This is a genomic window from Lactobacillus sp. C449L (assembly GCF_059900815.1).
This window is the reverse complement of record NZ_JBWXGA010000001.1, coordinates 23,761-46,462: the sequence shown is the minus strand read 5'-3', so window position 1 is coordinate 46,462 and position 22,702 is coordinate 23,761. Positions and strand designations below refer to the sequence as shown.

Here is a 22,702-nt window from a genome sequence, read left to right as displayed (position 1 = left end):
TTGGCTAACATCTCAGATTAACTCAACGTGGTTAATGTCAGTTAAATCGACTGGGTTTCCAGAAACGATAATGTTATCCACATTATAGCCTTGTACCATACCCTCAATATCAGGTTGAGCTTTACCCTCTGGGTCTAGCTCTTTCAACTGAATGGAAACACACTTGCTATTAGCATACGCAGCCATTAGTATCTCGCCTATTTCTTCTTGTGTCATCGTTTTCTTCATATGATAGACTTTTGAGCGGTTTTTGTTGTCGCGGTTCATAGTAGCTACGTGGTCACTAAGCATCATGCCCTGCCACTTAGTCATTCCTCTATCTTGATAGTTCTTGAAGAAATCATAGACAATATTATCAAAATCAGACATGTTTAAAGCTCCTTTTTATACGAACGTGTATTCGGCAATTATACAACAAAAAAGCCCGAGCATTTAATCAAAAAAATATTGCACAAAAATAGCCACCCTAGTTTTTCCTAGAGTGGCTTGTTTATATTGTAGAAAAAAGATAGTTAATAGTATTTTTTACATTTTAATTAGAATAAAACATACGCACGGTTACCTGTAACATATACTTTTTTACCGCGGTACATGTCTTTAGACCCTAAAAAACGACCTTTTTGACCAGCAACAAGATGAATCTTGTTAGTGGTTAACTTGTACACTTTTTTGCTTTCAGCGTCCAATTCCTTTAGTTGCACAGACACCAGCTTGCGGTTTGCAAAAGCGTACATCTTGCAAATTTTATTTAAAAAACTAAATAATTACTTTATTTTTTTAGTATAGTGTATCTTTAATTTCAAGTATTGTATATTCGTACATATCTAATGATGGATAAAATATTGGAAAGATACTGCCTAAAAAACAAAAGTATTTAAAATAACTTAATAAAACAGGGATTTCTACTAAGACTTTCAAATTTAAAAATAAAACTGACCATTCTGCTATACCAATCAGAAATGATTTAATTGATTTTTCAATAAGTAAATCTATGCGTTGATTTAGTTTGATCTTGGTTATAAAACGGCACAAAAGAAAGTAAACTAACCAGTTTGATACGATCAAGGGCAAAATAAACCACCATACAACAACGGCCTCTCCAAAGTCTTTTGCATCAGTCATATAACTACTTAAACTATAAATGAGATAAGCACTAACAGCAGTCATAATAAGAAAATAAATCCAGGACATAGAATCAAATTCTGTTCTTAAAGAAAGGCTTTTTCCTTTTTTGTAAATATCAAATACAATCATTATGATGTCCAAAACTATAAGCATTATACTTGAAATAAGAAGAGTATATACCAAGCTAAGATCTGTAGCCGTAATATTCATATTTTGCTTGTTAGTTACCTTAGGTATTTTGTCAACCCAACCGCATGCATACAAAAGACAAAGAATACTAATAATACCACAGATTACGAAAAAAATTTTCACAAAATATCTTTCCTCTTTTCTTTTGGGAGTTTTTATTACTGTCAGAAAAGCCCACACTATATACACTATTAAAAGTGGGCTTATTACAATTATTAATACATTATTTATCATAATTATTTACCTTTAATGCTAAATCAAAACTCTTTTATCCTATATATTACTTTTTTATTGCAAAAAAATAAACCACCCCAGAAATTAATCCAGAGTGGCTTATTATTATTTAGTTTCTTTTATGTTTTTGCCACTGAATCCTTTGGTTAAGTCCTTGGCAAACTTAGCTTTTGAAATGCCAAGGCTAGTTAAGTAACCCCATGGATCTGTGTGGTTAGTGTTACTGTAACCATGCTGTACTAGCCATGAGTGCGTCTTAATACCAGTCGATTTATTATTATCAAGTGTTAACGGAATATTGTACTTCTTAGCTGACCAACGGAGCCAGTTAACATAGTGCTTATAGGCTTTCATAGCACGTCTATGGTTAGTAAACTCACATAGCTCAATTTGAACTGGTGCCATGTTGTTAGCTGGTGAACCTGCACCCCATGCAACATAGCCAAGCTCTCCCACTTGATATATATTATCATCATCAATTACTAGATGTGTGTACGTTTGACTAGTATTAATTCCACGTTTCATGTTTCGGGCTACTGCCCACGCCTCACCATTTGGTGTAGCAGTCGAGTGCGCCACGATAAATTTATGTTGAGCGATTTGTGAACTACCTTCATGCTCGCTTAGTGCGTAATCGTATTTACGTTTCATTACTTAATTACCTCCTTCATTTTTGCTACTTCTTTTTCTGCAAAAGCCTTAATTAGTGATTCAATTTCTGGTGTAATCTTAATTCCATGTTGTCGCAAAATTGCACAAACACTTTTAATTACCAAGTCCATTTTCTTTTCACCACTGTCGCCGGTAGTTTCAGCTTCATGAACAAATCCAGCTGCTAAATTAGGAATATCAGCAATCCACTTGTTTTTAATTTCATGCTTTGTTCCATAAATCTTCACAGCACAGTAAGCAATGATTGCCACTGCAACCAATAGTGCATAAACAATATCGAATGTTTCTTTAATACTCATAATTTCCTCCATAAAAAAAGAGCATCATTATTTTTGACGCTCTCGTAATTTTTCGTTTTTCTCTTTTTCTTTGTAATAGTCTTTTTTAAACGCATCCCTTTCTTCCTTTAATTCTTCAATTATTTTGTCGTAATCCGCTTTATTCGACTTGTGGGTAACGGCTAGTGCTGTGGCAAACGCGCCAACAAAACCGCCTATCACTTGTAGCAGACTGATAAGATCGTGCAAGTGATCATCCCCCTAACTTTTGTATGCACACCTAACAATTAATATGAATAGAAAAACATCAAAAATAACTGCAATTGTCATTTCAAAATTGTGTGCAAATAAAACTTGGCATAGTTGTTCAACAAATAAAAATGAAACTGCCCCTCCAGAAACCACAATAAAAAATTTTCTGATTTTTAACACTTCTTCATTTTCGTTTATGTCACCTATAACCACGAATATTAATAGGACTATTCCTAACAATATAAAAAACAAATCAGCGTAATCACTATTCATAACTGGTTTAAAATCAGGTGGCCAAGAAAAGTAATTTTTATCAATTAATAAAAAAATGCCAGTTGCAATAATTGCCAATCCAGTTAAGGCTTGGTCAAAATATTGATTAACGTTTTCAACTAACCGTTTTAACATAATCATCACCTGTAATTTCTTTATAGTCATCAGCATTTAAAGTGCCAATTCTTACAAACGATGCAATAACTGCTTTATCGTAAAAGCCCATATTGTAGAACTCCATTGCTAAACTTTTAAAAATATTAAGCATCTGTACTACCTCCATTATTTGTTTTAGGTGTTAATAAAGGTGCCATCATTTGCAACATCTGAGCTAAAGTTTGTGTTTGATCTTTCTGACCTTTCTCAATGTTACTTAAGCTGTTTTTTAAAGCTTCGTTTTCTTTAGAAATTGATTCAGCTTGGTTTTGCACTGTTTCCAATGTTTTTTCAGTTTGTGTTAAACGCACGCTAGTACTAGTTGCATCTTGATCTACCCACATGTGTTTTTCCCAAATATACTTAGGATTGCTGAGCCCCGTTGGCGCTTCAATCACTATTGGATAAACATTTTCTTCGTGTTTTTTAGTTAATAAAATAGGCTCACAATCAACTTCATTGTTTGATTTGTAGCCTATTTGTTTCCACATACTATTCTCGTTAATCATCGGCTTGATATTGTTTGCCGTTTCTTCCCATTCTGCCATATTCTAACTTCCTTTCTTTATTAAATTAACTAATTTTTTAACTGTTAAATTTGCATTACTATCCATATAACAAGCATAAATATTATTATTGCTATCTGTTATTACTTTCAAAAAGCTATAGGTCGTAGGTATCTGGATGTTATCCCAGATTAAAGTGCCATCTGAAGAATATTTCCGTAGCAGATAATTTGTGCCATTGTAGTAAATTACGTAAAGATTATCTTGGCTATCACAGCAAAAACCATATATTCTATCGCTGTTATTTCCTAAAAATCTGCTTTCTAATAATTTACAAGTTTCAGTATCAAACTTGTAAATAGAATCTTGACTGCTAGATCCTAGATAAACATTCCCGATTGAATCTAATGTTATTAATGTTGTTGTCAAACTAATATTTACATTTCCAACTAAATTAGTGCTATTTTTTAAATTATCTTTACTAAATTTAGTACCATAGTTTCCTGTTCCAACAAAAACATAAGGTCCATTATCTACTGCAATACAATAAGCCGTATAAGGAACAGAGGTATATTCAATTAATTTCAAATCGAAGTCTAGTTTTAATATATAACTTGAAATAATCGCGTAGATATTGTTACTATCACTTTTCATATCAGTAAAATAAGCATCTGATATACCAGATATTATAGTATTTACATTTATATTACTAATTAGATTGCCGCTTTTATCTAATTTTGAAACATAGCCTTCAGTGCTGTATCCATTATTTTCATAATATGAACAGTAAATATATTCTGGTGTTATTGCAATCCCTGTAATAGAGCAGTTTGTGATAGTAGTTGTATTAACCTTAGCTTTCCACTTTAAATCTCCGTCTGACCCAATTTTATATAATGTATTGGAAGCCCCAATGTAGATATTATCTTCACTATCTTTTGCAATAGAATTAAAAGAATTTACACGTTCATAGTTCTTATTCCACACTTCGGTACACGTGCTAGGTAGTGTTTCCCAACCATTTGATTGATAAATTAGTGCATTGTTTAGATAGGCTTGCTTAACTACTTTCTTACCATAAAATATATTACTTAGTGTCATTTAACCACCACCTCGTAATCTGAAATAATGAAATAAATCGTCATTGGATCAATACTAGTTAATGCTTGATATTGCGATAATGTACCTGTCCACGATTTCATAGCTGATTGTTTAACTTCAGCCATCTGTCCTTTAACGGTGGTTACATCTTGCTTGATACCACTAATGTCTGGTATTGCAATTGGGATATTGCCACTAGAATCAGGCTTAGTGTTATTAACAGTTAATGGATACTTAGTTAAATCAGAGCTATTAGCTTTTAATGCAATAGCACTATTAATAGTATCGTGTGCTGTTTTAGCGTCTGCTTTAGTTTCATAGCCCGATAAGTCAGGCTGTGGAATAGTTAATTTGGCAATACCATTAGTATCAGGACTAACTGGTGTACCACCATTAACACTGATCTGTTTTAACTTTCCTGCTTGGGCAAGTTTCTGGTCCATTGTTGATTTATCGTAGTAATTATCTAAATCACTTAAATGTGCAAATTTAGTAAAATCAACGTCTTGGATTTTTTCAATTGCCTTATTCGCAGAATTAATAGCATCTTTTAAAGACGTTTGAGCTTTTTCATCTTCTTGCAATTCAGCTGCTAATTTATCTAATTGTTTTTGAAAGTCAGCAACTGTGGTAGCTTTCCAACCATTATAATCAGATTGAATGCTTGCCAATTTATTCTGAAAATCAGTATTACATTTATCCAAAGCAGTCTTTTTATCGTTATCAATTTTAGCAATTTCAGCATCAGCATCAGATTTAATTGTTTTCTTCTGCTCTTGATAATCAGTATTAATCTGTGCTGTTTGTGCTATCCAAGCATTCTGCAAATCGGTAACTTTCTGTCGTTGATTACCCAGCTCAACTTTCCAGTCAGCAATCAACTGATTAGCTTTATTAATTACTGTTTGAATATCATTATTGCCATTATCTACTGCTTGATTAACTTTATTTGTTAACTGATTGATTAATGCAGTGGTATCTTGTTCCGTTCTTTGAATTACTGCTTTGTAATGTGTTTCCAAAGCCGCTAGTGAAGAAACATAGTTATCATTATTAACATGGATAGCTTCATTCTGAATAACATCAATATTAAAGCTCTTAGTAGTATCAATGACAGTACCATCCGTACTGCTAATATCAAACCATGCAATGCCACTAGCTGCATAGACTGCTTCAGCTAACGTGTAGGTAAAGCGCCCAGCTTTTGTATCCGTAACATTAAAATGCCCTTCTTCGCTGTCACTAACAATTTTCCCACCGTCTTTGTTTTCCGAAAACGTAATTACTTTGTCGGTTAAATCATAGCCACTACTATTAGCATCTGTTACTATGACATCTATTTTTTGTCCTTTTTCGCCTTGACCAATTTTACGAACGTGATCACTTACTGTGCTTGTCGATTTGTTGGTCGGCAAGGTTATTAGCGCTAGGCTCATTATTTTCCTCCTTTCTTAAATTATTAATTGTTTCTTGCAATTGCGCATTACGTTCTTTCAACTGCTGATTTTCAGCTTGAGATTGTGCCAGTTCTAGATTTAAATTACCAATTTGTACCGACATATTCGTTGAAATGAAACGTAACGTTTGATTTTGATTATCCATTTTTTAGCTCCTATAAAAAGTCCCATTCACTACTCTTGCCATTCCAGTGACGCCTTACCCATGTTTGGATTGAAGGATTATTATCTTGTGTTTTCAAAAAGTAACTCTTGCCTACTGGTCCGTTGGCAACAATAGTTCTGTTACCACCATCTATCGTAATCCAGTTACCATTTTTATCTTGCACGGACATTTGCGATGGATGAATATCAGCATGTTGTCCATATGCATCCCAGATATTAAGAACGCCAGATCCCAGAATTGAAGTATAGTTTTGAGTTGCTACTGAAACGCCTCGACTACTATCTATACCTTGATTAGAAGCCTGACTGTTATAAGCCCCAACAGTCATTTCATAACCTCCTACTTTAGCAACAAGTGAACTGTTAACGACTAGACTTTGAACATTCAGGGCTTTAACAATACCCGTATCAATTTCTTCAGCATTAATAACACCATCCGACCTGATAGCTGTCCTAACATTTCCATTCGGGCTATAAAATGCTAAACCATGGTTGTTAAAGATTAGTGATCCTTCACTGTTTTTAGCTACAATCTTTATTGGATTTTTATAAGTTTGATTTCCATTTGCGTCAATAAATTGCAATTCTGCTGAACCACCTGAAGAAATCCATGCATCTGCTTCTTCCATCTGTGCATGATAGTCTTGCAGAGCTTGATCAAACCTCTTTTGGTCAACTTCAAGTTTGCCAGTTCTATCACTAACTATGCCAATTTGTTTTCCAATTAACATTTCGGCTTCAAGTCGCCGATTGCCTTCTAACTTTAATGCTTTGGCAACAGAATCAGTTAAGCCATAGGCTTTTTTAATCGCTCGATTAGTCTTTTTGAATTTCTCATTTGATTTATTATCAATGGAATTTTCCATCAAGTGTTGCCACGTTTCAGGTGGTTTACCTAGCTGAATCTGCATATATTGATGTGTAAGACAATCAAATTGCGTAGCAGTAACTTCAGCAGTTTCCGCAATGTTATATTGTGGAAAACGAACATACACTTTATCGTACAGACTTAATTGCGTCCAGTCCGCGTTAATACCAGACATCTCTTTGTAAGAAACAGTTAATGAAACATCCACATGCCCATATCTATGTTCAATCAGATAGTTTTGTCCTAACTGATTAAGTTGGTCAATATCAGCTTGCGTTGCAACAAAAGACCCATCAGGTTGCTGTCCTGATAGGTCTTGGTCGTCATGTTTAAAATTACCACTTAAATCAACGGTATTAACTTTATCGACATTAATATCAATGCCGAATCCATCTGCATAAAGTGGACCAATCTTAACGGTAACTTCTTTTTGCGATTCATCAACGCTTGCATTGTAGTCACCATCATCTGAAATATCATTTTCGTCTGGTGCGTGTAAAGTAGAATTAGTTAAGTTATCTTCTGGAATCCAACCCGTTTTACCTTGATAAATAACTTCAACATAAGTCTTGCCATCTCCACCTTTAGCTTCATGACCACCAATAGTGAAGTCGCCTTTTTCGGAACTAGCACCCGATGGAATTGTCCAACTGGCTGCATTACGGCTGTATGGAGTGTCATAGACCGCAACTGAAGAACCATCTTTTAATTTCTGCTTTAAAATCTGGTCCCAAGATTGCGGTTTAACCATACCGTTCTTATGATAGTCAATCGAACCTGATGCTATCCAGCCATATTTAGTATGGTGGTAAGTTTTACCATTTTGAACAATCGTCTTATCAATAGTTGCTTTACCAGTCTGTGCTGGAACTTTAACAGTTTTTTCTTTCTCTTTCCAATAAGATTTATTAGGGACTTTCTTACCATTTACGTAGCGATACGGCTTTTTACTACTGCCGTGAGTAACCACAGTTTCAGTAGTTGGCACCATTTGATGTTTCTTTTCATCCCAATGATACTTAACGGCACCTTTTTTAATAGTTCCGTAACCAGTATTATTGTATTCCTTGTAAGCTCCTTCTTGTGTTAATGATAAATGCGGTCCATATAGCCATTCATTAGTGCCAACCTGATACCAAATATCACCATTTGCATTTCTAGCAGCCATTGTGTAATGAACAACTGTACCATTTTTATAGGTTTTACCCGTTCGGTAGTGACCAGGACCAATATCTGGTGAGTAATATCCATTGATAACTCCGCCAGCCTTATAAGCAACAACTGCTGTACCTGACATATTAATCCTAGAACCCACACCAGATTCATCATTAATATTATTAGCCTGAACAGTTCCATTCCCGGTTACTTTATTAACTAAGTAATCGCCACTTTTATCGAAATTAATCCAGTTAGCATTAATCCAGCCGCCACCTTGAATTGGGTACCAATCATCACCATTAACAGTATTAATCTGGAGCTTTCCATCTGGAGTTAAATCTCCATCATGAACTGGAGTACCAAGATTGACCTTGTCCCCATTAGTTAATGTGCCAATTAATTGCTGACCCTCAACTGGAGCATCATAAATATTAACCGAACCGCCTGCCATATAGACAGTTGCAACACTAGAATAATCAGTTTCCCAATTATTCCAATCAACATTGTCATGAGTAGCAAGAGCTTGCCCTGGTACATAGGTTGCAACAAATACTGCACCTGTCCACATATTTTCAATGCTGCGGTCTTGGCTTATGGATTGAATATTTTTTCCATATTCAACAATAATTCCTGTATCTGTCCCAGCTTGTTTTGAATGGTGAATGTCAAAGTTATCAAACTCTAACTCGCCACCAAATAAACCTAAAACAGACTGTACCGCAGCATCTCCTTCAGCATCAGGCTCAATTAAAAGTGAACCTGCTTGTTGACCTTTTTCAATATTAATATTACTTACAGTAGTTTCTGTACTATCAAAATTAATATCTTTCTGCGGTTGCATTGTATTTAAAACCTGATTCATCAAATCTTGAGCTGAACCAGAAACAATCTGAATTGTATCTGGCACTGTTGCATCATTAAGTGTTGAAGCAATGTGGTTAGCGTCAATTACTAATTGCTTATCTTCTCGTTGAACATGAACAACTTTAAAGATTTGATGAACAAATTTGTAGTTAATATCTGCCATAATATAGGAGTTTTCAGCTATTTTCTTAGCATGAATACCATCTCTAGGGTAGGTTAACTGCAATGTTGGAAATTGATTGCTGTTCCAAGTTGTCTGACAACTAATTGCATCACTTAAAGTTAAACCAGGAGTTGTAAAATCACTATTAACGCTTTGATACCAATGCGGATAATCTAATAGATAATCGTAAACACTATAATCAGTTTCGGGTATTTTACCTTCTGTAATTAATGCCATTAAATTAGCCTCCTCCATCTTGGCATGTATTCTGCGCGAGTTACCACGCCTGCTTCAGCAGTAATAGATATTTTGTTTTCACCTGGTGGCAATTCTGGTGGTAACAGATTAGGAAAATGCGTTTGATTATTAAACAAAGCATTATCTTTGTCATAAGTATCACCAGTTTCACCATTGAGCCAGAATTCACCATTCATATTATCGAATTGATAATTAAGATCATTTACATTTAAAACAAATGAACCCTTAGCAACAAAGTGCCAATTGGGGATTGCCACCCTAGATTCAGAGTTGTACACTACGCCATTATCAGGCAGATTAATGTAATTAATCCCATCAACACGGTATTGATAAGGTTCGCAATAAAATGATATCTGACCAGTTGCGATATTAGGATTGTTTTGATCCCAGTTAATAACTGGTTGTGTTTGTACCACAGCATTGTATGCATATTCTGGATCAATATCGAATTGCAAAAATTCATACTGTTTTCTGCCTTCTAAAACTGGACTAGCTAACCAGTCAATTAATTCTCTTTCCCAGTCAAATTGAGTTACATCTGCTGGGCGATGAACAATACAATTAAACGTTCTAGTTACATTTTGATAAGAATCATTATCTTGTAAAAAATCGCCAGAGCGACCATTAATATGTGTCACATCGATATCAGGTACGGGAAAAACTGGATCTAATGGATATTGCACCATGATTCCTAAATCTAAAGATGATTTATTCTGATAAATTAAACCTGCATAATCATTAGAAGTTGCCACTTAATCCCCTCCTTTGCCTAATTTGAGTTGACCTCTGATTTTCTTTGAAAAACGGCTCAACTACTTCCCACAAAGTTCGACCTTGTGGTGTAGTTAATTTAATATTTGCGGAACCGTCTTTACTTACTAATTGTTGAAGTAATAACAATACAGCTTGTCTGAATTCGTGTTCTTCTTTCTTTTCTTTGTCATCAACTACCTGTTGATTACTAAATCCACTTTGAGCAGAAAGAATACCAACTGCCTTACCGATTAATTCCCAAGCACGTGTTGCTTTAGATGGAACTAAAGGTACTGCCATTTCTGGTCCAGCTTCGCCAAAGATAGATGGTTTATTAGCAATACCACCATTAGCATAGCCATGACCATTCCCTAAGAAACTAAGACTTGGACCGTATTTATGTTTGGCATAATTTAAACCTGCGTAAATATTATCTGGTCCATTAAAGATATCGCCAGCGCCTTTGCGCTTATAAGCATTAAAAGTTGCTCGTTTAGTTTGCATCAAACCTAAAGCTGGTCCTGAACCATCACCATCAGGATCATTACCTGGTTGTCTAGCTTTTGGATTACCGCCTGATTCAGTTTGAATCTGGCGTAAAACCCTATCAACCATTGATTTTGAAGTCGATAAATTAAGCATGCCCAGAACTTTTTTAACTGTACTTGCCCATCTTTGGACACCTTCGCCACCAATGTTAGGACCTAATGCTCCTTCGTCACCTAGCTTATCTTTAATCCACTTAATTGCAGATGCACCAAGCTGCTCTCTTGCTAAATCTAATAATGATTTGTCAACGCCTTTAGACTTTTTGCCTTTAGCATCGTGTAATCCTTTTACTCGATAGAAACCGTAGCCCATACCACCAGCTTCAGTAATTTTTGAAACACGTGCGCTTGGTGGTGTTTCATTAAACATAGTCCCTTTAGCTGGATTTTTAACGATACCAACGTGACCTGCTGCTCCTGAGCCGTGACCATAAATAAATAAGTCACCTGGTACAGTTTTACTTACGTCTTTACCAAGATACTGAACACCACTGGATTCTTGCATTGCTACGGTTGTACGACCGATATCAACACCAAAGTGCTTTAACGCTTGCATTACCATACCGGAACAATCACTTGCAAACTTAGATGCAGCACCCATTACATAACGAACGCCAGTAAAGTTCTTTTCAGCAAATTTAAGGAACGCTTCACGCGTACCACCTTTACCGATTGCATCCCCCATTGCATCGTTAATAACTGTCCACATTGCTTGCGACCATTTATTACCGTATTCGGTACTTGAACGATTACCTAAATCAGTAAAGCCTTTTTCAACACTCGTGCCTTTAGAATCAACATTTTTAGTAAACATCGATTCAAAACTATCTGCATAATTATTCAGACTTTTTTCCGCTAGTTTACGTAAAGCGTTATGACTTACGCCTGAACCTTTAGCAAAGTGTGGTAAACCAAAACTATTCGCTAGTTCCTGCGTTTGCAGTCCATTAAGAACTTGGTCACCCTTTTGCAAAGGTATAACCCTATCTTTCCCATGTGGGATTAATAGATTATTACCTCTAACAATAGCTTCTTGCCTTGGACCATATTGATCGTCATTAACCATAGCTAAAGTATCATGTGCTAATGCACCATTAACTGTACCCTTAGCAAATTTGACTGGCTTAATTACACTAGCATTACCACCAAATTGTTCTAGAACTTTATCAATGCCTTTAATACCACGATTTAAAGCATTAATTGTGCCTTTCATGTCACTCTCGGCATAACCAATCATTTTATGTAGTGCATTCTTAAAGCCAGTAGCAGTATATTTAGCCCATTTCACAACACCACTATGGATGTTCTTCATTGAAGTTTCAATCTTCTTCTGCATTGTGGAGAATCTACTGGTAGCCGTCTTTTGTATGTCAGCAGATTCTTTATCAATCACCCTGGACATAGCCTTAAATTCTTTTGTGGATTTATTGGACATTGAACTAAAGGCTTTGGCAACACCATTCTTTTTAGCTTCTTTGGTTAAGGTTTTTAGCTCTTTATTAACAGCTTTAATAGCTTTAGAGAGTGATTTAAGCGATTTAGTACCACTTACTTTAACAATAACTTTTTTATTAGTGTTTTTGATCTTTTTAATTGCTTTAGCTAAAGCATTAACTTGTTTAGTTCCCGAAACTTTAGCAGAAACACTAACTGATTTAGAGTTAATTCCATAAGAACCACCACTTAAGCCTAAACTTGTAGTTGTAGAAGATGAGCTTCTTGTACCAGTCCGTCTTGTAGTTCCTGTTCGTCTAGTTGTCGCGGTTTTCTTTGGTGCAGTAGTTAACTGATCAAATAGCTTATTACTAATCCAAGTTGAATGACCTGTTCTTCGATTCGCGCCAGTTAATAATCCTTGATCAACTAATGTTTTACCTTTATGCGGGTCAGGTTTCTTAGAAGCTTTCCTAGTTGCTGAATACCGTTTGCTTAGGGCATTAAATTCAGTTGTTAATTGCTTGGCTTGTTCAAGATTACCGTCTTTTAGAGCTTTTGCAATCCGGTCACCAAGTTTGTCTAGCTGTTTCTTTTGTTCTTTAGCTCTCTTTTTTGCATCTAAACGTTTCTTTTCAGAAGCAGTTAACTTTTTATTTTCTCGTTTTTCGGTTTTGTTCCAAAAATTCTTTAGTTCTTCTTGACGTTTGTCACGCTTCTTAATTTCTTCTTTAGTAAGTTCAGGTATCTTAGGACTGTTATCAACTTTAACTGTTCCGTCTGCAAAGTGCCTTGCTTTGCCAAACATCTTAGCCATATCTTTAGCGTTAATAACATCTTGACCTGGCAATAGCATTCGTTTTACAAAACGACCGTTAACTACTTCCACAGAGCCATCTGGATTTAAAATACCTTCACGATTTCCAGTTTGAGGGCTGTCGTTGCCATCATTTAAAATAGCTGGAATACCGTAGCGGTCTTTCCAATTAGTACCACTGGCTAAATGTATATTGCCAATTTTGATTTTACTTAAAGAACCTAAAGCATCTCCAATACCGCCAAAGAAGTTATTCCAAGTTTTTTGAATACCATCAATAATACCTTTAAACCAATTAGTAATTGACTTCCATGGGTCTTTAAAGAACTTAACAGTATTCTTACCAATTTTGCTAAAGAAACCGGTCATTCCTTGCCAAGATTTCTGAACCTTTTTACCAAGGTCAGAAAACCAGCCTGACATACCCTTCCATGATGATTTCAATCCTTTAGACATGTTTTTTCCGAGTTTAGTAAACCAAGAAGTCATGCCTTTCCAGGACTTTTGAATACCTTTACCTAAGTTAGAAAACCACTTTTCAGTGCCCTTCCATCCGTTTTTGAAATCTTTAACTAAACCATTAACCCATTTTTTAAATTTTGGATTATGTTTATAAAGCGAATTGATGCCGCCAGCTATTGGACTAACAAAGTAAACACCAATTTCCTTCCAGTTCTTTTTGAACCACTTAATAGTTTGACCAACACTTTTAGTAAAGCCATTCCACATCGAGTGAGCTGACCAGCCTAGATTTTCTAAACTCCAGAAACTCTTTGGTGGTTTCTTAGATTGCCATCCTTTTGTAAATTTATTGACAGCTTGACCGCCCCAGTCACCGACTACTTTGCCGATTTGTGAACCAATCAAAGCACCTGCGGGACCACCAAACCATAGTCCGATTCCCCCACCAATACCTGATCCAATACCTTTACCGATGTCTTCACTTCGCTTATCAGCTGAATGTCGATTTTGATATGCACTTAAAAAACTGGCGCCTGCATCTATTGCAACACCTGCTCCTGCTATTCCTGTGCCTACTTTTCCCGCTGTGGTTAAATTACTAAAACCACCTGCTGAATTAGCTGATTGCATTAATCCATTTAATTTGCCAGCTCCGTTGCCTTTGCCAAATAAGCCTTTACTAAAGTTAACTGACTTATTAAAAGCATCAGAGAAAGTTTTAGCTAATTTTTCTCCTAAAGCAGCTAATTTTGGACCTAATTCTCTAAGTTTTTCAACTAAAGATTTTGCACCGTTTTTAATTAAAGAACCTGTTTTGTTGAATGCTTTAGAAAATGCACTTCCTAGCTTAGATCCTAGTGATGCTAATTTAGGTCCAAGATTTTGAAAACCTTTAAGTAATAGTTCACCAACTTTGCTTGTTCCAGTTTTTACCAAAGAACCAGCTTTACTAAAGCCTTTACTGATTAAAGTATCATCAAATAGATCTACTAATGATCTTTTTACTTTTGCAATCCCACTAATTAATTTGTAACTAGCGAATGCAGTAAGCATTGCTTTCCCGAAGTCGGTAACTTTTTTGAAATTGTCACCCTTGCCAATCCAGCTAATAAAATCAGCAAGTTTATTAGCAATAGTGCCAATTCCTTCGGCTATTTTTTTAATGCCCTTCATTGTTGACGGACGATTAAATACCTTAACCATAGTTGTTGATGCCTTAGACAAAGCTGGCATCATTGCACTACCAATATCAATCTGAACTGCTTCCATCGCTTCATGGAATTGCTTTTGTTGATTCTTAGTAGCTTTCATATTTTTGTTGGCTAGTTTTCCAACATAGTCATTTTGATATGCGCCTGCAACTTGTTTGTTAACTCTTTCTAATTCCTTAGTATTAGTTGCCAAAATTGCAGCTGCATTTTGCCCAGTAGTTCCAAACACATTATGGAAGAAATTAGATCTATCTGCTTTTGGAACATGATCTGCAATTTCTTTGAAAATAGTAGAGATAGGTTTTAGGTTTCCTGCTTTGTCTTTAAAATCATTAACAGACATACCATATGCTTTAAGTGCTTCAGCACCTGCTTTAGATGGTGTTTGTATACTGATCAAAATCTTACGTAGTCCAGTACCAGCTTGCTGTGCTTCAAGCCCGGAGTTTGACAATACACCCATTGCACTAGCAGTTTGAGTTAATGAAACACCCGCTGTTTTAGCTGACGTACCAACGTAATTCATACCAATACCCAGTGATTTGAAGTCAGTTGAAGTGGCATCGGCTGCCATAGCTAACTTGTTAGCCACTATCCTTGTATTACGTAACATCCCGCTAACAGAACTTGTTCGCATACCAAAGGCTTCAAGCGTAGAAGTAGTAACCTGCATAGTGTCGGCAAAACTATCACCAGAAGCCTTAGATGCTTGTAAGATAGATTTCATTGCACCTAATGACTGCTTGCCATCGTAACCACGCTTGATTAACTCTTGATAACCCTTAGCAATGTTTTGCTGTGATTCTGCATACTCAACTGAATATTTCCTACCATCTTTCTGCATTTCAGCTATCTCTTTAGTAACATCTTTAGTTTTTTCGCCAGAAGTTACCAACAAGTTAGAGTTTTCTGTTATTGTTTTCTCAAGGCTTCCAGCTTTTTGAGCGCCTTGCACAGCAAATGCACCTGCCGCAGCTATGCTTGCTGTTGCCGCAACAGTCGCAGTTTTAACCTTAGCCATCGTTGACTTCAAAGAACTGCCAAGTTTACTAGTACTAACTTTTAATTTAGTAATTGCTTTATCTGCAACTCCAATACCAGTTGGATGAAATTTATTAAATTCTGCTCTTACGTCTTTTTGCTTATTTTTTAATTCTGCAAGTGATAAACCAGTTTTATTTACTCGATTCTCTTGCTTACGATATGCATCACTAGTCTTTCCTGATTCAACTCCTACTCTTTTTAATTCAGCTTCTTGTTTCTTTAATTGTTCAGTTAAATTCCTAATACCTGAACGATAAGAACTCATTTTTACTTGACTAGATTGAAAAAGATTGTGTTCTTCTTTTAATCTAGAAATATAAATTCGAGATGATTCTGATGAATTCTTATAATCATTCTGAAGTTTAGCCAAACCAGATTCGTAATATCTTAACGATTCTTTAGCTTTATTCTGTTGGCTAGTTAACGATGCTAACCTTGTTTCAGCACGCTTAATTTGACCTTCGTTTTTAGCAATTTGTTCGCCATACCTTGCATACTGTTGCTTCCCCGCTTCAGTAGAACGATCAACATTTTTCTGCGCATCAACCAGATTCTTTTGTTCTCTTGTTAATCCGGAAATATACTCTTTCTGCTTATCAATCGTGGTTTTTAAACCATCAAACTTAGCTTTAGCTGCTTCAGTTGATTTTCCCACAGAACTTAATTCAGCCCGTTGAGCCTTCCATGCTGAAGTTGCATTAGTAACTGCTTGACGCAATTCTTTTAATGTTCTAACTGGCTGAGTACCATTAAGAGTAATGTCGGTATTCATCCCACCAACGGGAACATTTCCTGCCATTTATTTATCCTCCTTTCTCTAAATCTTCTGCAAGTTCCCACAACGTCTTAGGACGCTTGTCACGTGGTCTTGCGTTCATAACTTCGATTAATCTGTAATAATCTGTTTCTTCAAATTCCTTTAGCGACATATGACTCATGACAATCATCTGCTGCTCCGAGTAATCAAAATCTTCAATTAATTGATCATATGACCTAACTGGATCATCATCATTTAGATTCAGTTTCTGCGCTTTTGTCAGAATTGAATCCTAGGACTTTTTCAATCACTTCATTTGCTAAATCGACCACATCCTCAAAGTCTGAATTTTCTACCTTTTTCACTTGATCAGGTGATAGTTTAAGAATTGGTGTTAAGAATTGAATATACGTATCAATCATTTGAATTTGGGCGTCTAAAGATTTAATGACTGATTCATCATTTTCCAAATCTACATTGCTGATTGCTTGATCAACCTTTGCAAAATCTCTTTGAGCAACAAGACATTTACGAATGTTTGCTCCAGTTGTTGGAATTTCGAATGTTGTTAAATGCAATTTCTTACCATTTACTTTTACTGACATATTTATTTCCTTTCGAAAGAAAAGAACGGCTGTCACACCGTTCTCTATTAATTATTAAATTTACCTACCACACCCACCCTGCAAATCAACTATTCAGTTGGTGTTGTGGGATTTCCTGAATTGTCAGTTGGGTTCTTATTTTCAGATGTATTATCGGCAGTTGATTGACCAGTAATAAACTTAATCATGTTTGTGAAATCAAAATCGCGTTCGTTTGAATAGAACTTTTCGAATAACAATAAATCACTACCACGTGTTTGCGCACTAAATGTTAATGCGTCGTGAACAACGTTAGGATTTTCAGTATCAGTACCCATGTTAAGTTCACCTGGGGTAAACACACCGAACGGGAATGCAAAGTATAGATCAACATTGTTATGGGTATTAGTAGAGTGAGCTATAATACCGCCATTTACCAATTCAGTTTGACCTTTACGCGCATAACCTCCGAATTTATCTTTAACTAAACCAGTTAACAAATCATAAACTGAATGAGGAATATCATTAGCCCCTAAAGCGATTGATGGTTGTTCTGCTCCAGCATTTACTTCAGCAACATGATCTGAACCATAAACACGTGATACTGTTGGTGCTAAACCAGTAATATTAGCTTGTGTTGCACCAAGAGAAGATTGTAAATCAACCTTAAAAACACCCTTTAATTCTGTTCCATTAACTGGATCGAATACCTTTCCTTTATTACCATCATATGTGAATCCACCATGCTCTGGATCAACATTTAATTTATTACTTTTGTCGTATGTCCAAACAAAAATATCTTTTAAACCTGTAATTTCCATTAATTAATTTCTCCTTTTGAAAAATAAATCGATCTCTACTCTGTCTTGATCGTCAATGTAGTGACCATTATCTGGCTGTCTTAGCCAATTTTTTTCTATAAAAAAAGATGCAATTGATTTTTCGAAATCATCTGCATCTATTGGTTTACTTTTCGGATAACAGATTTTAACCTGTATCCTCTCTTCTACTTGATTGTAGGTATTGCTGCCATGTTCCGTTGGTAATTGCATAACTTCAGAAATAGCCAACAATGCCTTATCAGCATTTACTAGTGAACTCGCTGGTATATTGTATGGATAAGCTCGTCCAAGATTAGCTATACCTGCTTGATTAAGTTCATCAATAACTTTTTTAGCAACGGTCATTAATTTCTCGTCACTTCCTTAAATTTTGCTATTTCTGCTTTCAAAACCGCCTCCCTTGAAGCCACTTGAGCTTTTTCAATAAAGTGCATATTCTTTACTTCTTTAGCACTCATACCAGCAGTTCCATTATTAACATATCTAGCCACCATTGCTTGATACTTACTATCAAAGCCAACAGTTGTATTACCGGAATATACTTTCCCGGTTGTATAACCAGGCTTGAAAGTAATTGAATCGCGCAAGTGTTTAGTTTTGCGTGGTTTTTCATTGTGCTTCCAGTTAGCATGCCCAACAGACCGTCCAGAACCATAATGTTCAGAACTGACTGGTGTAGTAGCTTTCAATGCTTCAGCAAAGGCAGCTGCACCAGCTCCCGTTATCTTACTTTTCTGTTCAGCAGATAAGTCGTATGTACTTTCGACCGACTTAAACCAGTTTTCTAGCTTATCATCTAAATCATTAGCCATTGGCATCACTTGCTTTCGTCAATGTGATTAAATCGTAAGCTGTTGGATTCCGATATGGATCTTGATTAATATTAGTTACTCTATATAACTCATTGCTAAACATTGCATGAGTAATACTAGACCACACTTCTCGATGATGAACAACGATGATAATGCTCTCGTTTTGTTGCATCCCTGCCATTTGAACAATTTGATTAGTTGACAAACTCCACCGCCCACACAATGTAGGCTTACCAATTTGCGAAAACTCTTTACTTGGTGAGCCATTAATATCTTCACTATCTTCAATAGTGCCAAACTTAACTGTCTGCGATAGTCTGTCCGGATTCTGAAGTTGAACCATTAGTCATCTCCTCGTAATTATCAAAAATACCACGCATCTGCCCAATTACGGCTTTAGCAACCGTGCTAGATGAAGCAGTAGATGGATGATTAAACCAGTTTGATGCTATTGAATAACAAGCAATTTTGTAAAGCGACTTGTTATCTTTATCTTGGTAGTATTTGCCATTTTTTCCAATGGAGTTCTGAACAAATACTTCAGCGGCAGATAGCGATGATTCCATTCTAGCAATCGTCTGGCTATCCAAAGATTCATCATCAGGCAGATATCCTAAAGTTCGCTTGAATTCATCATCAACTTCTAGATATCGCTCCATCATTATTTACTCGTCTTGCCGTCTGTACTTGAAGTACCACTTGCTTGACTAGCAATATTCTTAAATGAAGCTGCTGCAAATGCACCATCATCAATTAACTCAACATCGAAACGATCAATAAAGCGAATCTTAGTTGTATCAGTTTCGAATGCGCCACCACCAATGTTAGTTGGAGTGACAGACATTCTTTGACGGTCGTACAAGGTAATACCTTGCTTCAAGTCACCGAAGTAAAGTGGATGTGAACCTGATACATCTGGTAACCACTTATCGCCAATAACTTGAACTGCATGTCCACCAATCTCTTTAACTTCAGGATTCGTTACATTAGGTTGGATTAGGTAACGACCATCAGCGTCTTTCATTTTAGATAAAACATTGAAACCAGATTGGTTTGTAACATAACTTGAAGTTGCGATAATTGCTGGATCAAGTGTGTTATTTTGCAAATCCTTAATATCATCAAAGTTAGTAATAGTAGGTTTAGCAGGTGCTTTACCCATGACAGCAAGAATAGCTTGATTACGAGTAACAACATCTTTACGCGCTGCCCATTGTTGTAACCAACCAAGAATATTTTCAGCAGTATCAGCTAAAAGTGTGTTAGTAACAGTAGTAATACCTGCGTAACGATGAATTGCAAACTTAATCAAAGTTAACTTAGGATCATCAATATCGCCAATTTGTGCTTTTTCATCATCCAAGTTAACAAATGGTGTAATATCAGCAAGTTTTTCATAAACTCTAGAACCATGTGCAGTAGATACACTTTCAACATTTACTAATGTTTCTAATGACGAATATTGTCTTACTAAAGTATGAATAGCTGTCTGTACATCAACTGGGATAGTCAAACCAGCTTCTGAATCATCCCCAGCAATCTTTGAACCATCTGGCTTAGTACCCGAAGTTACTAGGTTCTTGAAGTCAAGAATAAACTTATTCTTTACATCCTTAGCAATTTCTTTATCAGTCTTTTTTGGTTCAACTGGTTTCTTATTCGCAATATCTTCAGATGCCTGTGCTTGATCCAAAGTCTCTTTGGCAAAATCTCTAGCAGTAACAGCATCTTTATAATCTTGAGATACTTTTTTCATCTCATTCTTAAAACTTTCTTTTTCTTCATCATTTAGGTTAGCAAAGGTAGAATTTAACTTTTCGCTCATTGCAATCTTCTTTTCTAAAAGATCGGTAACTTTGTTACCCTTCGCAACCCAATCATCATGTAATTGATTAATATCCATTTATCATTTCTCCTTTAATATTTATTTCCAAAGTAAAAGAGCCAGGTTTTCTTTTTCCTGACTCTTTTTTGGTTTTTCTTCAATTTTCTCTTTATGTAACAAATTTTTGATTTTAGAAATCATTTCTGGTTTAACAACTAAATCACCATCTGCATTAACAGTTGCTGGTTCATCTTCAAACATAACCTCATCAGCAAAACCATTTTCAACAGCCGTCTTTGCATTCATCCACGTTGTCTTTGACATCATCTGATAAATTTCTTCAGGTGTCTTTTTTGTTTTCTTTGAATACAAATCCACATACGCTTTATCCATTTCATTTACAGCATTTGCTGCACTTGATAAATCATCTATGTTACCTGAAACATCAGTTGACGCTCGATGAATCATCATTTGCGCAGTTGGTGACATAACTACCTTATCAGCCGCCAATGCAATCCATGATGCAGCCGAACATGCTTGGCCAACAATTTTAGCCGTAATCTTACCAGTATATTCTCTCAAAACTGTATATATCTCAGAACCGGCTGAAATATATCCGCCTGGCGAATTAATTTCTAAAGTCACATCTTGACCGTTAGCTTCCTTTAATATTTTAGAAATATCTTTAGGTGCAACATTGTCGTAGCCAAACAAATCATAGACTTCTTTATCATCATTGTTTACGATTGTTCCCTTGATTGGAATTGTTATCATTGTCCTCACCTCCTTCATATTTAGGGTCTGGCAAATCTTGTGGGAAATAACCTGCTCTTTGCAAGACAAATTGTGCCTGGTTTGGAGATAATGCTCCATCATCAACCATTTGTGATATTCGACCAGCAAAGCCATCTCCGACTGCATCAACAGCTGGACGTAAATCAGGTGTTATCACGTCATTTAGCTTATTATTAAACTCACTAATGATTGGACCAACAAAACGTTTCAATGCTTTTGCATATTGATTGTTTTCTTGATCTAGGTTAGATTGCTGATCACCACCACCATTTAGATAGCTGTCAGGTACACCATAAACTTTAGCAATCTGTTTACTAGTCCAATCAACTTGGGACAATAATTTAGCAACATCACTCTTTATTTCAAGTGGTGTCCATGTTTCGAGATCATCTAAAACTACTGCTTGACCGTCTTTTATTTGTTTCATAAAAGCACGACCACGTGCCGCTTTTTGAGCAGCATTTAATAGACCTCCGCCCTGAATCGTTAAAACTCCAGGTGAAGTAACTGATTGCGATAAAGCAGTTTTGGTCAATTGGTTAGACTTATCTTTAATAGATAGTTCATTAACCAACGCTTTTAATGGCGAATACCCAACAATTCCAATCGAATTTCTAGACATTAACTTAAAGTGAATCATGTCACCTTGTGGCACATTAGTTTTAAGCCCTACATTAGGTTCATCAAAAGTAACATCGTAAACTACGCCTGTTCCGTCTAATAGCTTATAGGGAGCTACTTGAGAAGGTCTTAAACCTTCCCAATATAAATCCACACCATTAGCATTTCGCCAACGGTAAGCATATGCATTACCATCTAAAAGCAATTGTGCGAACATGCTTTGCCAAAAGCTAAATCCATTAGTTTCATCACTAGGATTTGTTAAAAACTTTTGCCAACGTTTTGTATTTGTCTGAAACCTTACTAATGCTAAATCGGCAGATAGTTGAGAAATTAATGAATATAAATCTGAATTGGCTAATGCTTTATCCGCTGAAACATATTGTTCATTATTACCTTCAGTCAAAAAATCTATAAATTCTTCACTGTTTAAGTCAACTGTCTGCCTTGAACCTTTATTAAAATTAAAAACCGGCAA

At 35.9% G+C, this 22,702-nt stretch carries 25 protein-coding genes; all 25 read right to left on the bottom strand.

Annotation, left to right across the window (positions count from 1 at the left end):
- Positions 1-12 precede the first annotated feature (12 nt).
- The gene (locus AC2JF9_RS00295; RefSeq protein ID WP_500724656.1) at positions 13-369 is read right to left on the bottom strand and encodes a hypothetical protein; all 357 of its coding nucleotides are present in this window, start codon (positions 367-369) and stop codon (positions 13-15) included.
- Between the two features lie 167 nt (positions 370-536).
- A complete protein-coding gene (locus AC2JF9_RS00290; RefSeq protein WP_500724655.1) occupies positions 537-701 on the bottom strand; it encodes a hypothetical protein in 165 nt (54 codons plus the stop codon).
- A gap of 76 nt (positions 702-777) precedes the next feature.
- Complete coding sequence (locus tag AC2JF9_RS00285) at positions 778-1,548, bottom strand: hypothetical protein (protein ID WP_500724653.1); 771 nt, start codon at positions 1,546-1,548, stop codon at positions 778-780.
- 105 nt (positions 1,549-1,653) lie between these two features.
- Positions 1,654-2,199 (bottom strand): N-acetylmuramoyl-L-alanine amidase, encoded by a 546-nt coding sequence (locus AC2JF9_RS00280; RefSeq protein WP_500724652.1) that lies wholly within the window; start codon positions 2,197-2,199, stop codon positions 1,654-1,656.
- Positions 2,199-2,519, bottom strand: coding sequence for a phage holin, LLH family (locus tag AC2JF9_RS00275; RefSeq protein WP_500724651.1), 321 nt, complete (start codon positions 2,517-2,519; stop codon positions 2,199-2,201). Before AC2JF9_RS00275 ends, AC2JF9_RS00280 begins: the two co-directional genes overlap by 1 nt.
- 27 nt (positions 2,520-2,546) lie before the next feature.
- Positions 2,547-2,747, bottom strand: a complete 201-nt coding sequence (locus AC2JF9_RS00270; RefSeq protein ID WP_500724650.1) for a hypothetical protein — start codon at positions 2,745-2,747, stop codon at positions 2,547-2,549.
- Positions 2,748-2,759: 12 nt separating this feature from the next.
- On the bottom strand, positions 2,760-3,158 hold the full coding sequence (locus AC2JF9_RS00265; RefSeq protein ID WP_500724648.1) for a hypothetical protein: 399 nt from the start codon (positions 3,156-3,158) through the stop codon (positions 2,760-2,762).
- Positions 3,139-3,291 carry an XkdX family protein gene (locus tag AC2JF9_RS00260; protein WP_500724646.1) on the bottom strand — a complete coding sequence of 51 codons (153 nt, stop codon included), beginning with the start codon at positions 3,289-3,291 and terminating at the stop codon, positions 3,139-3,141. The genes AC2JF9_RS00265 and AC2JF9_RS00260 overlap by 20 nt, the downstream gene beginning before the upstream one ends.
- Positions 3,284-3,727, bottom strand: a complete 444-nt coding sequence (locus AC2JF9_RS00255; RefSeq protein ID WP_500724644.1) for a hypothetical protein — start codon at positions 3,725-3,727, stop codon at positions 3,284-3,286. The genes AC2JF9_RS00260 and AC2JF9_RS00255 overlap by 8 nt, the downstream gene beginning before the upstream one ends.
- A gap of 3 nt (positions 3,728-3,730) precedes the next feature.
- Entirely contained in the window at positions 3,731-4,786 is a 1,056-nt protein-coding gene (locus tag AC2JF9_RS00250; RefSeq protein WP_500724643.1) for a hypothetical protein, read from the bottom strand.
- Positions 4,783-6,222, bottom strand: a complete 1,440-nt coding sequence (locus AC2JF9_RS00245; protein WP_500724642.1) for a hypothetical protein — start codon at positions 6,220-6,222, stop codon at positions 4,783-4,785. The genes AC2JF9_RS00250 and AC2JF9_RS00245 overlap by 4 nt, the downstream gene beginning before the upstream one ends.
- Positions 6,167-6,388 carry a hypothetical protein gene (locus AC2JF9_RS00240; protein ID WP_500724641.1) on the bottom strand — a complete coding sequence of 74 codons (222 nt, stop codon included), beginning with the start codon at positions 6,386-6,388 and terminating at the stop codon, positions 6,167-6,169. Before AC2JF9_RS00240 ends, AC2JF9_RS00245 begins: the two co-directional genes overlap by 56 nt.
- A gap of 10 nt (positions 6,389-6,398) precedes the next feature.
- A complete protein-coding gene (locus AC2JF9_RS00235; protein ID WP_500724640.1) occupies positions 6,399-9,698 on the bottom strand; it encodes a phage tail spike protein in 3,300 nt (1,099 codons plus the stop codon).
- The gene (locus AC2JF9_RS00230; protein WP_500724639.1) at positions 9,698-10,471 is read right to left on the bottom strand and encodes a phage tail protein; all 774 of its coding nucleotides are present in this window, start codon (positions 10,469-10,471) and stop codon (positions 9,698-9,700) included. Before AC2JF9_RS00230 ends, AC2JF9_RS00235 begins: the two co-directional genes overlap by 1 nt.
- Positions 10,458-16,787 (bottom strand): phage tail tape measure protein, encoded by a 6,330-nt coding sequence (locus AC2JF9_RS00225; protein WP_500724638.1) that lies wholly within the window; start codon positions 16,785-16,787, stop codon positions 10,458-10,460. The genes AC2JF9_RS00230 and AC2JF9_RS00225 overlap by 14 nt, the downstream gene beginning before the upstream one ends.
- Positions 16,788-16,791: 4 nt before the next feature.
- A complete protein-coding gene (locus tag AC2JF9_RS00220; RefSeq protein ID WP_500724636.1) occupies positions 16,792-16,935 on the bottom strand; it encodes a hypothetical protein in 144 nt (47 codons plus the stop codon).
- Positions 16,936-16,996: 61 nt separating this feature from the next.
- Entirely contained in the window at positions 16,997-17,350 is a 354-nt protein-coding gene (locus tag AC2JF9_RS00215; protein ID WP_500724635.1) for a phage tail tube assembly chaperone, read from the bottom strand.
- A gap of 89 nt (positions 17,351-17,439) precedes the next feature.
- Positions 17,440-18,150, bottom strand: coding sequence for a phage tail protein (locus tag AC2JF9_RS00210; protein ID WP_500724634.1), 711 nt, complete (start codon positions 18,148-18,150; stop codon positions 17,440-17,442).
- A gap of 3 nt (positions 18,151-18,153) precedes the next feature.
- Complete coding sequence (locus AC2JF9_RS00205; RefSeq protein ID WP_500724633.1) at positions 18,154-18,516, bottom strand: DUF806 family protein; 363 nt, start codon at positions 18,514-18,516, stop codon at positions 18,154-18,156.
- The gene (locus AC2JF9_RS00200; protein WP_500724632.1) at positions 18,516-18,983 is read right to left on the bottom strand and encodes an HK97 gp10 family phage protein; all 468 of its coding nucleotides are present in this window, start codon (positions 18,981-18,983) and stop codon (positions 18,516-18,518) included. Before AC2JF9_RS00200 ends, AC2JF9_RS00205 begins: the two co-directional genes overlap by 1 nt.
- Entirely contained in the window at positions 18,976-19,326 is a 351-nt protein-coding gene (locus AC2JF9_RS00195) for a phage head completion protein (RefSeq protein ID WP_500724631.1), read from the bottom strand. The genes AC2JF9_RS00200 and AC2JF9_RS00195 overlap by 8 nt, the downstream gene beginning before the upstream one ends.
- Positions 19,283-19,645, bottom strand: coding sequence for a head-tail connector protein (locus AC2JF9_RS00190; RefSeq protein ID WP_500724630.1), 363 nt, complete (start codon positions 19,643-19,645; stop codon positions 19,283-19,285). Before AC2JF9_RS00190 ends, AC2JF9_RS00195 begins: the two co-directional genes overlap by 44 nt.
- Positions 19,645-20,886, bottom strand: a complete 1,242-nt coding sequence (locus AC2JF9_RS00185) for a phage major capsid protein (RefSeq protein WP_500724629.1) — start codon at positions 20,884-20,886, stop codon at positions 19,645-19,647. Before AC2JF9_RS00185 ends, AC2JF9_RS00190 begins: the two co-directional genes overlap by 1 nt.
- A gap of 21 nt (positions 20,887-20,907) precedes the next feature.
- A complete protein-coding gene (locus tag AC2JF9_RS00180; RefSeq protein WP_500724628.1) occupies positions 20,908-21,582 on the bottom strand; it encodes a head maturation protease, ClpP-related in 675 nt (224 codons plus the stop codon).
- The gene (locus AC2JF9_RS00175; RefSeq protein WP_500724627.1) at positions 21,542-22,702 is read right to left on the bottom strand and encodes a phage portal protein; all 1,161 of its coding nucleotides are present in this window, start codon (positions 22,700-22,702) and stop codon (positions 21,542-21,544) included. The genes AC2JF9_RS00180 and AC2JF9_RS00175 overlap by 41 nt, the downstream gene beginning before the upstream one ends.

Coding starts and splice junctions, on each gene's coding strand:
- AC2JF9_RS00195 (WP_500724631.1), bottom strand. CDS start 19,326: ATGGTTCAACTTCAGAATCCGGACAGACTATCGCAGACAGTTAAGTTT.
- AC2JF9_RS00250 (WP_500724643.1), bottom strand. CDS start 4,786: ATGACACTAAGTAATATATTTTATGGTAAGAAAGTAGTTAAGCAAGCC.
- AC2JF9_RS00255 (WP_500724644.1), bottom strand. CDS start 3,727: ATGGCAGAATGGGAAGAAACGGCAAACAATATCAAGCCGATGATTAAC.
- AC2JF9_RS00200 (WP_500724632.1), bottom strand. CDS start 18,983: ATGGCTAATGATTTAGATGATAAGCTAGAAAACTGGTTTAAGTCGGTC.
- AC2JF9_RS00245 (WP_500724642.1), bottom strand. CDS start 6,222: ATGAGCCTAGCGCTAATAACCTTGCCGACCAACAAATCGACAAGCACA.
- AC2JF9_RS00260 (WP_500724646.1), bottom strand. CDS start 3,291: ATGCTTAATATTTTTAAAAGTTTAGCAATGGAGTTCTACAATATGGGC.
- AC2JF9_RS00185 (WP_500724629.1), bottom strand. CDS start 20,886: ATGGATATTAATCAATTACATGATGATTGGGTTGCGAAGGGTAACAAA.
- AC2JF9_RS00295 (WP_500724656.1), bottom strand. CDS start 369: ATGTCTGATTTTGATAATATTGTCTATGATTTCTTCAAGAACTATCAA.
- AC2JF9_RS00220 (WP_500724636.1), bottom strand. CDS start 16,935: ATGATTGTCATGAGTCATATGTCGCTAAAGGAATTTGAAGAAACAGAT.
- AC2JF9_RS00225 (WP_500724638.1), bottom strand. CDS start 16,787: ATGGCAGGAAATGTTCCCGTTGGTGGGATGAATACCGACATTACTCTT.
- AC2JF9_RS00240 (WP_500724641.1), bottom strand. CDS start 6,388: ATGGATAATCAAAATCAAACGTTACGTTTCATTTCAACGAATATGTCG.
- AC2JF9_RS00265 (WP_500724648.1), bottom strand. CDS start 3,158: ATGTTAAAACGGTTAGTTGAAAACGTTAATCAATATTTTGACCAAGCC.
- AC2JF9_RS00205 (WP_500724633.1), bottom strand. CDS start 18,516: ATGACCGTTGCTAAAAAAGTTATTGATGAACTTAATCAAGCAGGTATA.
- AC2JF9_RS00235 (WP_500724640.1), bottom strand. CDS start 9,698: ATGGCATTAATTACAGAAGGTAAAATACCCGAAACTGATTATAGTGTT.
- AC2JF9_RS00275 (WP_500724651.1), bottom strand. CDS start 2,519: ATGAGTATTAAAGAAACATTCGATATTGTTTATGCACTATTGGTTGCA.
- AC2JF9_RS00210 (WP_500724634.1), bottom strand. CDS start 18,150: ATGGAAATTACAGGTTTAAAAGATATTTTTGTTTGGACATACGACAAA.
- AC2JF9_RS00215 (WP_500724635.1), bottom strand. CDS start 17,350: ATGTCAGTAAAAGTAAATGGTAAGAAATTGCATTTAACAACATTCGAA.
- AC2JF9_RS00190 (WP_500724630.1), bottom strand. CDS start 19,645: ATGATGGAGCGATATCTAGAAGTTGATGATGAATTCAAGCGAACTTTA.
- AC2JF9_RS00180 (WP_500724628.1), bottom strand. CDS start 21,582: ATGATAACAATTCCAATCAAGGGAACAATCGTAAACAATGATGATAAA.
- AC2JF9_RS00285 (WP_500724653.1), bottom strand. CDS start 1,548: ATGATAAATAATGTATTAATAATTGTAATAAGCCCACTTTTAATAGTG.
- AC2JF9_RS00280 (WP_500724652.1), bottom strand. CDS start 2,199: ATGAAACGTAAATACGATTACGCACTAAGCGAGCATGAAGGTAGTTCA.